A 14,027-nucleotide genomic window follows, 5' to 3' on the forward strand; every position below is an offset into this window, starting at 1 on the left:
CGCCTCACCCGGAGCGCGGCAGCGCCCGCGCCACCGGCGCGCGGGCCAGCCGGAGGAAGCGCGCCGTGAGCACCGCCGCGACGGCCATGAGCCCCGCGGTCAGCCCGAACCAGAGGCCGCGGACGCCGAGGTCGAGCCCGAAGGCGAGCCCGATCGAGAGCGGCAGGCCGAAGGCCCAGTGGGCGCCGAGGTTGGCCCAGAACGGGAACCGCACGTCGCCCGCGCCGCGCAGCGCGCCGGCGGCGACCGCCTGGATGCCGTCGAATATCTGGAAGAGCGCGGCGATGCGGAGCAGCGGGACGCCGATGGCGAGGACCTCCGCGTCGGGGGTGAACGCGCCGATGAGGGCGCGGGGGAACGCGGCGTACGTCGAGGCGCTCACGCACATGATGCCCGCGCCGAGCAGGACGCCCAGCAGGCCGGGGCGCAGCGGCGACCGGCCCGCGCCGACGGCGTGCCCGACGCGGACGGCGGTGGCGCCGCCGACGCCGATCGCGCCCATGAACGCGAAGGCGGCGAGCCCGATCGCGACCTGGTGCGCCGAGACGACGGTGGCGCCGAGCCGCCCCGCGAGCAGCGCCGTCATGCCGAACACGCCGATCTCGGCGAGGAGCTGCAGGCCGATCGGGACGCCGAGCCGGTAGACCGCCGCGACCGGCACCGCGCCCGCGTCGTCCTGGGAGGCGCCGCGCCGGCGCCGCGCGGACCAGAGCACGATCGACGAGAGCACCGCGCTGGCCAGGCTCGCGGCGAGCCCCGCGCCGAGGGCGCCGAGCTGCGGCAGGCCGAGCGGCGGGAGGCCGACCCAGCGCAGGACCTCGTCGCCGCGGACCATGAGGTTGCAGGCGACGAGGTTGACGGCGTTCGCCACGATCACGGCGATCAGCGCGGGCCGCGTGGCGCCGTGCGCCTGGAGGAAGCTCTTGCTGGCGAGGAAGACGGGCCAGAGGAAGATCCACAGCGCGTGGCCGAGGATGTACCGGCGCACGCCGGGGACCAGCGCGGGGTCGACCCCGATGGGCGCGAGCGCGAAGGTCGCCGCGAGCGCCGCAGCGAACGCGATGACGCTGACGAGCACGCTGGCGCGCAGGGTCGCGCGCAGCGCCGCCCACGCCTGCCCGGGTCGCCCGGCGCCGATCGCCTGCGATGCGAGCGGATCGACCGCGGCGGAGATGCCGATCCCGAGCGCGTTGCAGGTGTGGACGAGCGTCCTGCCCATGGCGCAGGCGGCGAGCTCGTCGACCGAGACGCGCCCCACGATCGCGACGTCGACGAGGGTCATCGAGACGAGCCCCGCCTGCGCGACCGCGATCGGCAGCGCGAGGCGCGCGAGGGCGCGCAGCTCGGACCGCGCGCTGTCGGCGGCGAGAGGGGCGGGGGCGACGTTCACAGGGAGACCGGAACTGGAAAGGGGGCGGCACCATAGCGCGCGGGGGCGAGCGCGCTTGCGCTGCGGCGGATTGGGAGAACGCTGCGGAGGGGAAAGATCAATTATTCTGATGACTTAACGCGGATTGGATGAGAAAAAGCGGGGAGAGGGAGAGGGAGAGAGGCAACATGTAAGCGCTCGCGACCACCTCTACCGGCCTCCGCGCTCCGTCTCCCCTCTGCCGGCCTCCGTCTCCCCTCTGCCGTCTTTCGTCTCCCCTCTGCCGTCTTTCGTCTTTCGTCTGGCCTCTTCGTGCGCGTGCGCGTGCGCGTGCGCGTGCGCGACATCATCGAGAAGGACCATCCTCTCGAATTGGTGGAAGGCCTTACCGCTGGGAGGAAAGTGAAATCGCCGGGGCGAACAGGACGAATCGGAGCGCGCACGCGCACGCGCACGCGCACGAAGAGGCCAGACGGAAGAGGGAAGGGGGAGACGGGAGACGGGAGACGGGAGACGGGGGACCGGGGGACCGGGGGACCGGGGGACCGGGAGGGATGCAGGCTCACACGGCGCCAAGGCGACACGAGAAGAAACGCCCTCGACTCTCCTCAAGCCCCCCAACCCTCACCAGGCAAGGTGAACCCTCCCGTCCAGATACACCCTCTGCGCCTCGCCGAGGCCCGTCGACTCCCCGTCCACGACGCGCAGGATCCCCGTCGCGGGCCCCAGCATGACGTCGCGCCCCGCCTCGAAGCGCTGCGCCCGGACCAGAGCGCGGTAGGCCTTGTCGAGCAGGAGCGCCCGCTCGCGCGACGGCGCCACGAGGTACGCCAGGTCGCGATCGCCGCCGGGGGCGCCGCGGCGAACCTCGGCCTCGTCGAGCGCGCCGCCGGGGAAGAAGCGCGCGAGCATCTCCGCATTCCCGCGGTAGTCGTCGGCCCCGCCGGCGCGGCGCAGGTACGTCAGCACCTCCGGCTCCGCGTGGCCGGCCTGCGGCGCGTCGGGCATGCCGCGCAGATCCTGGTGCCGCCAGCCGGCCGCGCCGGGCACCTTGCGCGCCAGCGAGAAGGTGTGGTCCACCGTGACGCCGACCGCGCTGTGACACCCCATGCACGCGCGGTGCTCCTCCGTGGTCTGCAGCCGCAACCGGCCCCGCTCGTCCTCGATGAACCCCTGGATCTGCCAGCCGAACGCGTTGCGCAGGCCGACCTCGGGCGCGCCCGCGTAGCGCGGCGGGAAGCCCTCCTCCTTCTCCTCGGCCTCGCGCTCGTACGCGCGCGAGATCGCCCAGTCGTCCGGCTCGTCGACCTTGCGCGCGTAGCGCAGCTCCTTCATCCGCGCCGCGAGCAGCGATGGCCGGTCGGGGTCGAGGTAGCGCACCGAGTGCAGGAGCTCCGTCCCCCGCGGGTAGATCCACGCGCGCACCGGCACCCCGGCCGCGCCGCCCGCGTAGCGCGCCGGCAGGCGCCGGATCCGCGTGACCGCGGCCTCGATCGCGCCGTCGCCGTCGAGATCGACCCCGGCGACGACCTCGCTCACCGGCTCGACCTCCCGCCCCTCCGGGGCGCCCGCGGGCCCCGCCTGGCTGGCCCCGGGCAGCGGCGACGGCGACGCGATCGCCGCCTCGAGGAGCGCGAGGTTCAGCTTGTAGACCTCGCGCGACGGGGCGCCGGACGCGTCCTCGCGGAACGCGGCCGGCAGCCGGATGAACACGTCGCCGGCGCTGCCGTTCGTGGGCCAGAAGCTGCCCGGGAACGGCTTGTACCGCACCGCCCGGAAGCCGCTCCCGTCGGCCGCGAAGCCCTCGTCGTCGAGGCCGGCCGCGAGGTCGAGATCCGGCACGTAACCCGGGTAATCCCGGCGCTCCGACAGCGCCCGCAGCGCCTCGCGCAGCGGCGCGTAGTTGTCCTCCCGGATGTACTCGAGGATCTCGGCGTCGCTCGTCCGCGCGGCGGCCGCCGCGAGGTCCTCGAGCAGGTGGGTCCAGGGGTTCGTCCGCGCCGCGTCGGAGAAGCTGTACGCGCGCTGGAGATCGTGATCCGCGAGCGTGTTCGGGCCGAACCCGGTCGTGTGGCACGTCCAGCAGCCGTTCGCGCCGCCCGCCGTGCTCGCGTAACACATCGGCGGGATCGACGCCTCGAGGTTGCCCGGGCGCCCGGCGCGCGCGGCCGCGGTCGCGAGCGGGTCGTACGCGTCCCCGCCGCAGCTCGATCCCGCGGCGAGGACGGCCGACGCCGCGGCCAGGGCCAGCGACGCGGACAGCAGGCCCTCGCGGCGCTCACGGAGGGGGCGCGCGGGGCGCGTCGGGCACATCGAGCGCATGCGTCGCACGGGGCTCACTCGGGAAGGAAGCTGACCGCGATCACGCTCGACAGCGCGTCATTGCCCGCGGGCCAGGCGCTGTAGGCGTCCTCGCCGGGGTGCTGCACGGACATGAAGATCGTGCCCATGTCCGGGGTGAACTGCGGGCCAGTCGCCTCCGCGTCGCTCGGCATCGCCACGACGCGGAACGCCTTCCCGAAGCTCGGCGCGACCACGCCCGACGCGCCCTCGCGGTGCGCGGGGTCGAGATCGAGGTAGTAGAACGCGTCCGCGTGCGGGTTCGTCCCGAAGTTGCCGTCGGTCCCGAACCACACGCCGCCCTCGCGATCGAGGAGCAGGTTGTCCGGGCAGGCCGCGTCGAAGTCGCCCTGCCCCTTCGACCCGTGCCACACCTCGAAGAACCGGAACGTCGCCGACGCGCCGGGCGCCGCGGGGTCCTCCTCCTCCAGCGCGAAGATCGAGCCCACCTCGTCCGCGCGCTTCGGGGATGCCGTCGCGTGGACCTCCGGCGCGAAGAGGACGCCGCGCTGGTCGAGCGCCGTCGGCCGCGTGTGGTTCGTGAACGTGACGTAGATCCGCGGCGCGCCGCTCGGATCGCGCGGGTTCCACTCGATGTCCTCGGGCCGGTTCAGCTCCATGATCCCGACCTTGTTGCTCGCCGTGAACAGCGCGCGCCGGACGTCGTCGTCCGTCGCGAAGCCGCCGATCCCGTTCCAGCTCACGTCGCGCAGCGCCTCGCCGACCGTGGTCGCCGCCGCCCCGAGCGCGGCCGCGTTCGGCGCGACCGCCGCGCTGCTCACGGAGAGCTCGATCCAGCGGCCGACGCCGGGGGCCGCCTCGGTCGGGGCCGCGCCGGTCGCGAGCAGGGTGTCGCCTGTCGCGTTGTCGAGGCCCTCGAAGTGCGCCGCGTAGAGCTTGCCGGCCCCGAGCAGCGCGCGGATCTCGGCCCGCGCCATCCCGGCCGTGTACTTGCCGGCGGTGACGTACTTGTAGATGCGGCCGCCGCGGCGGTCGTCGGAGCCGTAGATCACGATCGGCTGGTCCGGCAGGAGCTTCCAGTCGCCGTCGACCGCGAACGTCGCGGCCTCCCAGCGGGCGCGGCCCATGAAGCCGAACTTCATGTGGCCCACGCCGGGCGCCGTCGCGCCCTCGAACTCGCCCGCGGGCTGCCCCGGGTCGATCTCGGCGAGGTACCCGTAGTGGTCGCGGAGCTGCCGGCCGTTCTGGTCGGCCATGCGCCCGAACTCCGCCGTCGCGCTCGCCTCGACGACCGGGCTCACGTTGGCGCCCGGGTCGAAGCCCCTGCCGGTGAGGAACTTCTGGTCGCCCGACCAGCTCGCCTCGAGATCGCCGAAGTAGTCCTGCACGTTCTCCTCGGCCGAGATCACCGTGCCCCACGGCGTCAGCCCGCCGGCGCAGTCGCCCATGATGCCGGCGACGACCCCGCCGGGGAGCGCCTCGCCGGTCGCGTCGTCCTTGCCCGGGCCGAGCAGCGCCTGCCCCGCGACCCGGGTCCGCGTGGCGCTCGTGGCGTCGTAGCGGACCGCGGCCGCGCTCCGATCGACGGACCACGCGCCGGTCGACGGGTCCTGCACGGCGCGGAGCCACGAGCCGCCGACCTGCTTCTTCTCCCACCGGATGTACGTGTCGACGTCCTCCTGCGACCAGACGCTCGACGCGACGTCGTTCGTGAGCACGCCGAGCGCCCTCAGGTGCCGGGCGAGCAGGAGGTGCTGCCCGGTCGGCGCGGAGCTGACCGTGGGGCTCTTCCCCGAGACGTACTCGTGGTTCACCCAGAGCCAGCCCGCGGTGCCCGAGCCGTTCCACTGCGGCGCGTTGCCCGCCGTGGCGTCCCACCCCTGGCCGAAGAAGGCGATGTAATCGTTGTTGGCGCCGAAGCGAGGCGCGTCCGGCGCGGTGCTGAACGTCAGCGGATCGAGCCAGCTCACCAGCACGTCGGAGCGCACGCCGGCGAGCGCCCGGATGGTGTCGGTCGCGGCCGCGTGGAGCGGGAACTGCTCGCCCGCGGGCAAGGCGCCGGCGGCGAACAGCTCCACGCGCTCCTTCACGTAGTCCGCGAGGCTCGCGGCGCTGGTCCGCGGCGGCGCGTCCTCGCCGGGATCGCCCTTCGGACCGGGCTGCCCGTCCTGGCCCGGCGCGCCGTCCGTGCCGTCAGCACCGTCGGCGCCGGGCGCGCCGTCGGCGCCGGGCGCGCCGTCCTCGCCGGGCGCGCCGTCCTCGCCGGGCGCGCCGTCCGCGCCCTGGACGCCGTCCGCGCCGTCCTGGCCTCGGACGCCGTCCTGGCCAGGCGCGCCCTGCGCCCCCTCCTCGCCACAGCCGCTCCCGAGGGCGGCGAGGCCGCCCGCGAGCACCAGAAGGAACGCCGACCTGAGGGACTGCTTCTTCATCATCTCATCGTCTCCGCCGGGTAATGGCCGCAGACGATGCCCGGCGATGATGTCGCCCGGGTGCGACGAGCGCGACGACTTCTTGTCAGACGTCGCGCGCGTCACGAGCGCGCGAGGCGCGCACGCGGCTCACGCGCGCTCTGCCGAACGGCGAGATCACGGAGTCCCAGGGGGCGACAGCACCGACGCGGGGCGCCGCGCTACGCGTCGTCGTCGTCGGGCACGACGACGTCCTGATCGAAGCGCGCGTGCGCCTCGAGCAGCTCCTTGTCGGAGATCCAGGTGCGCTCACAGCCCTGGAGCGGCGCGACCTGGTAAACGTCCTTGCGCTGCTCACCGTGTCCGTCGTCGAGGACCCGGACTACCTCGTGATGGAGGCCGCAGGAGGGGCAGAGCGCTCGCATGAGGGGTCACTATAGTGCGAGCGCGCTGGGTGCAAGGCCCTCCCCGCGCGCCGCCGAGGGACCGGACGGCGGCGGGGGGACGTCAACGCGCGTGAGGGAGGAGAGGCGGAAGGGACGGCCGGATCAGGCCGTGACGCGGGCGCCGGCCGCGGCGGGGGTCTCCTTCTCACCCGACTTGATGCGCATCGAGTAGAAGGAGCGGTACACGAACACCATCGAGAGCACGAAGAAGATGGCCGCGAGCACGAGGCTCGTCGTGCGGTCGATCTCGATCGCCAGCTCGACCGCGAGGAGGCCGAACAGGGTCGTGAACTTGATGATGGGGTTCATCGCGACGGACGAGGTGTCCTTGAAGGGGTCGCCCACGGTGTCGCCGACGACCGTCGCCGCGTGGAGCGGTGTGCCCTTCTCCTTCAGCTCCACCTCGACGAGCTTCTTCGCGTTGTCCCAGGCGCCGCCGGCGTTCGCCATGAAGATCGCCTGGTAGAGCCCGAAGAGCGCGATGCTGATGAGGTAGCCGATGAAGAAGAACGGCTCGAGGCAGGCGAAGGCGAGCGTCGAGAAGAAGACGCCGAGGAAGATGTTGAACATCCCCCGCTGCGCGTACTGCGTGCAGATCTCGACGACCTTCTTGCTGTCCGCGATCGAGGCCTTCTCCACGCCATCGAGGCGGATGTTCGCCTTGATGAACTCGACCGCGCGGTAAGCGCCCGTGGAGACCGCCTGGGTCGACGCGCCGGTGAACCAGTAGATGACCGCGCCGCCCGTCACGAGGCCGAGCAGGAACGGCGGGTGGAGCAGCGAGAGCTTGTCCACGTTCGCCGTCAGCCCCCTCGTGAGCACGACGATGATCGAGAAGATGAGCGTCGTCGCGCCGACGACCGCCGTCCCGATGAGCACCGGCTTCGCCGTCGCCTTGAACGTGTTGCCCGCGCCGTCGTTCTCCTCGAGGTAGTGCTTGGCCTTGTCGAAGTTCGGCGTGAAGCCGAAGTCCTTCTTCAGCTCGGCCTCGACGTTGGGGACGCTCTCGATGAGCGAGAGCTCGTAGACCGACTGCGCGTTGTCGGTCACCGGGCCGTACGAGTCGACCGCGATGGTCACCGGGCCCATGCCGAGGAAGCCGAACGCCACGAGGCCGAAGGCGAAGACGCTCTCCGCCATCATCAGCTGCTCGAGGCCCTGGGACGCGATGAGGTACGAGGTGCCCATCAGCACGACGAGGACGATGCCCATCCAGTACGCGCTGAAGTTGCCGGCCGTCAGGCCCGACAGCACGTTCAGCGAGGCGCCGCCCTCGCGCGACGCGGTCACGACCTCGCGGACGTGGCGCGACTCGGTCGAGGTGAAGATCTTGATCATCTCCGGGATGATCGCGCCCGCCAGGGTGCCGCAGGTGATGATCGAGGAGAGCTTCCACCAGAGCGACGAGTCGCCCCCGATGTTCGGGATCATGAACGCCGAGACGGCGTAGGTGAGCGCGACCGACACGATCGAGGTCAGCCAGACGAGGCGCGTCAGGGGGGCCTCGAAGTTCATCTTGTCGGCGTCGCCGTAGGACGCCTTCGCGATCGCCTCGTTGAGCAGGTACGAGCCGATGCTCGCGAGGACCATCACGATGCGCATCACGAAGATCCAGACGAGGAGCTGGACCTGGGTGGCCTGGTCGGGGACGGCGAGGAGGATGAACGAGATGAGCGCGACGCCGGTCACGCCGTAGGTCTCGAAGCCGTCGGCGCTCGGGCCGACCGAGTCGCCGGCGTTGTCGCCGGTGCAGTCGGCGATGACGCCCGGGTTGCGCGCGTCGTCTTCCTTGATGTTGAAGACGATCTTCATGAGATCGGAGCCGATGTCGGCGATCTTCGTGAAGATGCCGCCGGCGATGCGGAGCGCGGAGGCGCCGAGCGACTCGCCGATGGCGAAGCCGATGAAGGACGGGCCGGCGTAGTCGGCCGGGATGAAGAGCAGGATCATCAGCATGAGCATGAGCTCGGTGCTGATGAGGACCGCGCCGATGCTCATGCCCGCCTTGAGCGGGATGGCATACGTCGGGAACGGCTTGCCCTTGAGGCTCGCGAACGCGGCGCGCGAGTTCGCGAACGTGTTGATGCGCATGCCGAACCAGGCGACGCCGCAGCTGCCGGCGATGCCGACCAGGCTGCTCAGCAGGATGACCACGACCTTCGTGGCCTCCATGTGCCGCAGCACGCCGAAGTAGAGGACCATGACCGCGCCGATCAGGACCTCGAGCACCAGGATGAACTTGAACTGCGTGACGAGGTACGTCTTGCAGGTCTCGTAGATGAGCTCCGAGATCTCCCGCATCGCGCGGTGGACCGGGAGCTTGTTGAGCTGCGAGAAGATGACGATCCCGAACACGAACCCGAGGGCGCAGACGCCGATGCCGCCCAGGAGGAGCGTGCGGCCGTCGACGCCGCCGAACGACTGGGAGCTCAGGTCGGGGAGGACCAGATCAGATTCGCTGGCGCTGGCGAGCCCGCCGCTGAGCAGCAGGGCGAGCGCAGCGAGCCCGGCCAGCAGCGGTGCGAGCCAGGCCTTTTGAGACCGGATGACGTTCATGGACGGTGTGCCTCCATCGCAAATGCCGAGGCAGAGGGAGGCGCCGTCGCCGCCCGCTGCTTCGTGGTTCCGAGGGGTTGGCCGCCTGCGTAAAGGGGAAGGGAAACCGGCGCGCTGCCGGATGGATTCTTGCTCTAACGCCGACGCTTCAGCACAGCCTCGCCCCTCGGCGGCCGGTGGTGTGTCGGAGTGCTCGGATCTGCCGAGCGCGCCCCTCCACCTCGACCGGGACCGCCGAGGCGCGCGCTAGGTACCATGCGTCGCAGACGCCGTCGAGAGGGTGCGACGCGCGCGCACGACGAGAGTTCCTGTCGTCGCCGCTGCGTCAGGAGATCACTTAGGGAGATTACGTAGGATCGTGGCGTGGGGTGAGGCAGCGGAGAGGAGCGCGCATTACCGCGCTCCTTCACGAATTGTCGTGTTCCGTTGCGCTCGTCGCGTTCAGTTGCGCTCGGTCGCGTTCTGCCGCCGGTCCGAGCCCGACAGCCGCTGATCGGAGCCCGAGTCGGCGTTGGGGCTCGCGTGCGAGGTGAGGAGCTCCGCCACGAGATCCCGACACTCCGGTTTGTTCCGGAGGTGGCTCAAGAGCAGGTTCGACGCCTCGCTGAACGACTTCTCGTACGCGAGCCCCTCGCGCGTGCGCGCGGCGACGCGCTCGCGCCCCTGCGCGAGGTCCTCCTCGAGGGCCTCGGCGTAGCGGGCGAGCTGGGCGCGGAGCTCGTCGATCTGGCGGCGGAGGTCGCGCGCGTTCGCCTCGCGCGCGTTCTTCTTGTGCTCGTAGCGCCCGAGCTGCTCGCGCTTCGCCTGCGCGGTGGCGCCGGCCGCGCCCGCGCGCTCGTAGACGAGCGGGTCGTGGTTGCCCTGGCGGGCGGCCGCGTCGGCGAGCTGGCGCGCGGAGAGCGCCAGCTTCTCGGCGGCGGCGAGCTCCACGCGGACCTTCTCGACGTCCTCGCCGTCGGCCATCGCCTCGCGCATCACGCGCGACTCCTCGTGCGCGAGCTCCTCGACCTTGCGGCCGATCTCGGCGCGCAGCGCGCGGCCGCGGCGCTCGAGCGCCTCGAGCTTGCGGGTGAGGCTCGCGACCTCGCCCTCGAGCTTGTTGGCGCGCGCGGCGAGGTCCCAGGCCTGCGCGAGGCCGTTCTGGACCTCCTGCGGCACCTGCCCGGACGGGTAGGCGCGGGAGACCATGCGCGAGAAGAGGGCCGCGCGGCTCGCCCACTCGATGACGCCCGCGCTCTGCGGCGGCGGCGGCGGCGGCGGGACCGGCACGCCGTCGCCCCCCTCGACCTCCCACGCGTGGGCCGGCAGCCCGCGCTGGAGCGCCTTCAGCTCCTCCTGGAGGTGGTGGGCGTCGCGGTAGCGCTTGCGGATGTCCTTCTCGAGCAGGCGCAGCACGATCGCCTCGCCCTGCGCGTGCGCGTCGGGGCGGATCGAGCGGGGGCGCGGCGGCGCGTGGGTGCGCTGCATCTCGAGGAGCGTGTCGCGGTCGTTCGCGCGGAAGGGGAGCTGCCCGGTGAGCATCTCGAAGAAGAGCACGCCGAGCGCGTAGAGGTCGGACTGCGCCGTCGCCTCCTCGCCGCGGGCCTGCTCGGGCGACATGTACTCGGGCGTCCCGAAGACCGCGCCCTTCGGGGCGAGGCGCGGGTCGCGCGCGATGGCGGCGAGGCCGAAGTCGAGGATCTTGACGAAGTCCTTCCGGCCGCCGCGGTGGGTGAGCAGGATGTTGTCGCTCTTCAGGTCGCGGTGCACGACGCCGAGGTCGTGGGCGCGCGCGAGCGCGGCGCACATCTGCTCGAGGATGTCCACCGATCGCGCGATCGGCATCGGGCCTCGCGCGAGCTCCGCCGAGAGCGGCGTGCCGACGAGGTACTCCATGACGAGGTAGAGCTCGCCCTCCTCGGTCTCGCCGATGTCGTGGATATCGATGATGTGGGCGTGATCAACGCGGTTTGCGGCGCGCGCCTCGCGCAGCATCCACGCGCGGAGATGGGTCTCTCCGCGGAGATCGGGCCGGATGAGCTTCAGGGCGACGACCCGGTCGATCAGCACGTGACGGGCGCGGTAAACGACGCCCATGCCGCCTTCGCCAAGCCGTGCCTCGAGCCGGTACCGGCCGGCCACGACCTTCCCGATCAACGGATCGGTGCTCGAAGCCTTGGGACCTGCCGGTCGCTGAATCGCGCGCTCCATGGTGCCTTCGTTTCTCCTCAGCGCTCCCCGAAGTGCGTTTCGCCTGTCTAAGGGGCCTTATTGCGCTGTGCGGTGAGTCGGATCGCTCGCTGAAGGTATCCGGTTTGAAACAGCCGGTCTACGGGCCCGCGATCGGGTGGAGATGAATCTCGCGCGCGCTCCGCGTGGGGGCGGGGTGGGAGATCGGCGCCGCTTGCGCGCGCATTCAAGCGTCCGCGGAGGGGCGCGCGGCCGGGGGCGCGTCGGCTTGCGGGCGGGCGCTGCCCGGGCGAGGATCGAGGGGCAGGCGACAGACGAAGCGCGCCCCGGCCAGCGCGCCGCGGCGCGGATCTCCGCCGCGGCCGCCGTCCGCCGGCGAGGGCGCGAGGGTGAGGGTGCCGCCGTGCCGACGGACGATGTCCGTCGAGATCGAGAGCCCGAGGCCGGTCCCCTGCCCTCGCGGCTTCGTGGTGAAGAACGGATCGAAGATGCGCTGCGCGAGGTCGGGCGGCACGCCGGGGCCGCTGTCGACGATCGCGACCGCCGCCATGTCCTCGTCGATCCAGGTCTCGACGCAGATCGCCGGCGCGCGGGGCGCGCGCGGGGCCGCCCCGCCCGCGCCCGGTCCCCCGCCGGCCGAGGCGGCGCTCATCGGCGAGGCGGGGGTGGACGGCGCGGCGTCCGGTCGGGCGGCGCCCGGCGAGGAGGGCGCGGCGGCGCTCGCGTCCTCCAGCGCCTGGATGGCGTTCACGAGGAGGTTCATGAACACCTGGTTGATCTCGCCGCTCCGGCAGGTGACGGGCGGCAGCTCGCCGTAGCGCCGGATCACCTCGATGCGCGCCTGGCGGAGCCGCGGGCCGAGCAGCAGCAGCGTCTCCTCGAGCCCGGCGTGCAGGTCGACGGGCAGCGCTTCGCCCGAGACGCGCGAGAAGCTCTTCAGGTTGGTGACGATGCGGACGCTGCGCTCGACCGCCCGGTGGACTAGGGTCGAGATGCCGACGAGGTCGTCGAGCGCCGCCTCGGCCTGGAGCCGCTCGCGGAGCGCCGCGAGCGCGCGGCGGCGGTCCTCCGGGAGCTCGTGCTCGGCCGCTCGGTAGGCGTCGAGGACGGCGCGCAGCTCGGCGGCGCGCTCCTCGATCGGCTGGGCGGCGCCGGCGATGGCGTTCAGGGGGTTGTAGATCTCGTGCGCGACGCCGGCGACGAGCTCGCCGATCGAGGCGAGCCGCTCGCCCTGGATGAGCGCGGCCTGCGCCCGGCGGAGCTCGGTGAGCGCGCGCGTCAGCTCGGCGGTGCGCGCGGCGACGTTCTCCTCGAGGCCGGCGCGCTCGCGCTCGAGCTCGGCGATGGTGCGGGACAGCGCCTGGCGCATGCGCTCGACGCTCTCGCCGAGGCCGACGACCTCCCGCGGCCCGGACAGCTCCGGCACGACAGCGTCGAGCTCGCCGCGGGCGACCTCGTCGGCGGCGCGGGCGAGCTGCGCCATGGGCCGGGAGAGCTCGCGCGCCGCCCGCGCGACGACGCCGAGGGCGGCGAGCACGAGGAGGGAGAACGACGCGAAGAGCGCGGTGACGGCGTTGAAGTCCTCGTTGAAGGACGAGCCGGTCGCGAGCGCGCGGTAGAGGCCGATCGACGAGAAGAGCGAGAGGAGCCCCGTGAACAGGAGCGGCAGCCCGAAGTCGCGGAGCATGCGCCGCCGGAGGGGCATGGGCGCCGCGCCGCGCAGCGCGTCGTCGCCCTCCTGCGCGCCCGTCCACGCGCGCAGCAGGTCGACGGCCCGCGCGACCGAGTCCTTGTGCCACGCGCGCTGGTAGAACGAGACGCCGAAGCCGAAGAGCGCGCCGAAGCCGAGCTGCATGAGCCCGTCGGCGAGGGTGAAGGCGGCGCCGGGGCGCACGTAGGCGACGCCGATCGCGGTGCACGCGAGCCACAGCGCGAAGTTGAGGTACGCGAGCACGTCGGGGAGCCGCTCGGCGCGGGCGAGGCCGCGGGCGAGCAGCGCGCTGTCGCCGGAGGGGCCGGCCTCGAGGGCGGCGACGATCGCGCGCGTGGCGGGGCGCACGGCGAGCGTGAAGCCGAGGGTGCCGGAGAGCGCGAGGAGCGGGACGACCTCGAACCACGCCTGGAAGACGACCTGGCTCTGGGTGCGGAGGAACGCGACGGCGAAGAGCAGCATCACGTGCCCGCCGACGATGCCGGCGGCCGTGGCCGACTCCGCGAGCCGCGGGCGGAGCGCCGCGGCGAGCGCGCGCGCGGAGGCGGCCTCGGAGGCGCCGCCGTCGGCCGCGTCGGCGCGGAGCACGGCGCGGTAGATGGCGCGGCGCATGCCGCCGGCCATGACGCCGAAGGCGACCGCGGTGACGAGGAGGCCGAGCCACGCGGGCGGGGTCGCCTGGCCGATCCCGAGCGGGCTGGGCCACGAGGAGGGGGGCGCGGCGGGGGCGCCCCGGCCGGCGAGCGGCAGGACGGCGAGCGGCCAGGAGAGGGTCCGGATCGCCGCCGCGATGGCGAAGCCGCGGTCGCCGCGCCGGACGAGCGCGCCCGAGAGGGCGGCCGAGAGGGCCATCGAGGCGAGCAGGAGGATGGCCGGCCACGGCGTCGTGAGGGCCGCGGGGACGACCGCCGAGAGGAACAGGAGCGCGGAGAACAGCTCCCAGCCGTTCGCGACGAGCTCCGCGCGGGCGCGGGGCGTGCGGAGCAGGGAGAGCGGGGGCGAGGACACGGGCGGGCGGCATGGAAGCCCAGGGCCGGCGCCTTCGCAACGGGCGCGGCGCCGCGCCG

General features: G+C 72.9%; 7 protein-coding genes. All 7 read right to left on the reverse strand.

Going from position 1 to position 14,027, the window contains the following annotated elements; all coding sequences use genetic code 11:
• Positions 1-4 precede the first annotated feature (4 nt).
• Entirely contained in the window at positions 5-1,390 is a 1,386-nt protein-coding gene (locus tag WME76_RS47575; protein WP_437962849.1) for an MATE family efflux transporter, read from the reverse strand.
• 603 nt (positions 1,391-1,993) lie between these two features.
• Complete coding sequence (locus WME76_RS47580) at positions 1,994-3,682, reverse strand: hypothetical protein (protein WP_437962850.1); 1,689 nt, start codon at positions 3,680-3,682, stop codon at positions 1,994-1,996.
• A gap of 23 nt (positions 3,683-3,705) precedes the next feature.
• On the reverse strand, positions 3,706-6,102 hold the full coding sequence (locus WME76_RS47585; protein WP_437962851.1) for an alkaline phosphatase PhoX: 2,397 nt from the start codon (positions 6,100-6,102) through the stop codon (positions 3,706-3,708).
• A 197-nt stretch (positions 6,103-6,299) separates the two neighbouring features.
• Complete coding sequence (locus tag WME76_RS47590) at positions 6,300-6,503, reverse strand: hypothetical protein (RefSeq protein WP_437962852.1); 204 nt, start codon at positions 6,501-6,503, stop codon at positions 6,300-6,302.
• A 123-nt stretch (positions 6,504-6,626) separates the two neighbouring features.
• Entirely contained in the window at positions 6,627-9,080 is a 2,454-nt protein-coding gene (locus tag WME76_RS47595) for a sodium-translocating pyrophosphatase (RefSeq protein WP_437962853.1), read from the reverse strand.
• Positions 9,081-9,521: 441 nt separating this feature from the next.
• Positions 9,522-11,270 (reverse strand): serine/threonine-protein kinase, encoded by a 1,749-nt coding sequence (locus WME76_RS47600; protein ID WP_061616903.1) that lies wholly within the window; start codon positions 11,268-11,270, stop codon positions 9,522-9,524.
• A gap of 205 nt (positions 11,271-11,475) precedes the next feature.
• Positions 11,476-13,968 (reverse strand): ATP-binding protein, encoded by a 2,493-nt coding sequence (locus WME76_RS47605; RefSeq protein WP_437962854.1) that lies wholly within the window; start codon positions 13,966-13,968, stop codon positions 11,476-11,478.
• Positions 13,969-14,027: the final 59 nt, after the last annotated feature.

The organism is Sorangium sp. So ce119 (assembly GCF_051524405.1).
Lineage (GTDB): Bacteria > Myxococcota_A > Polyangia > Polyangiales > Polyangiaceae > Sorangium > Sorangium cellulosum_G.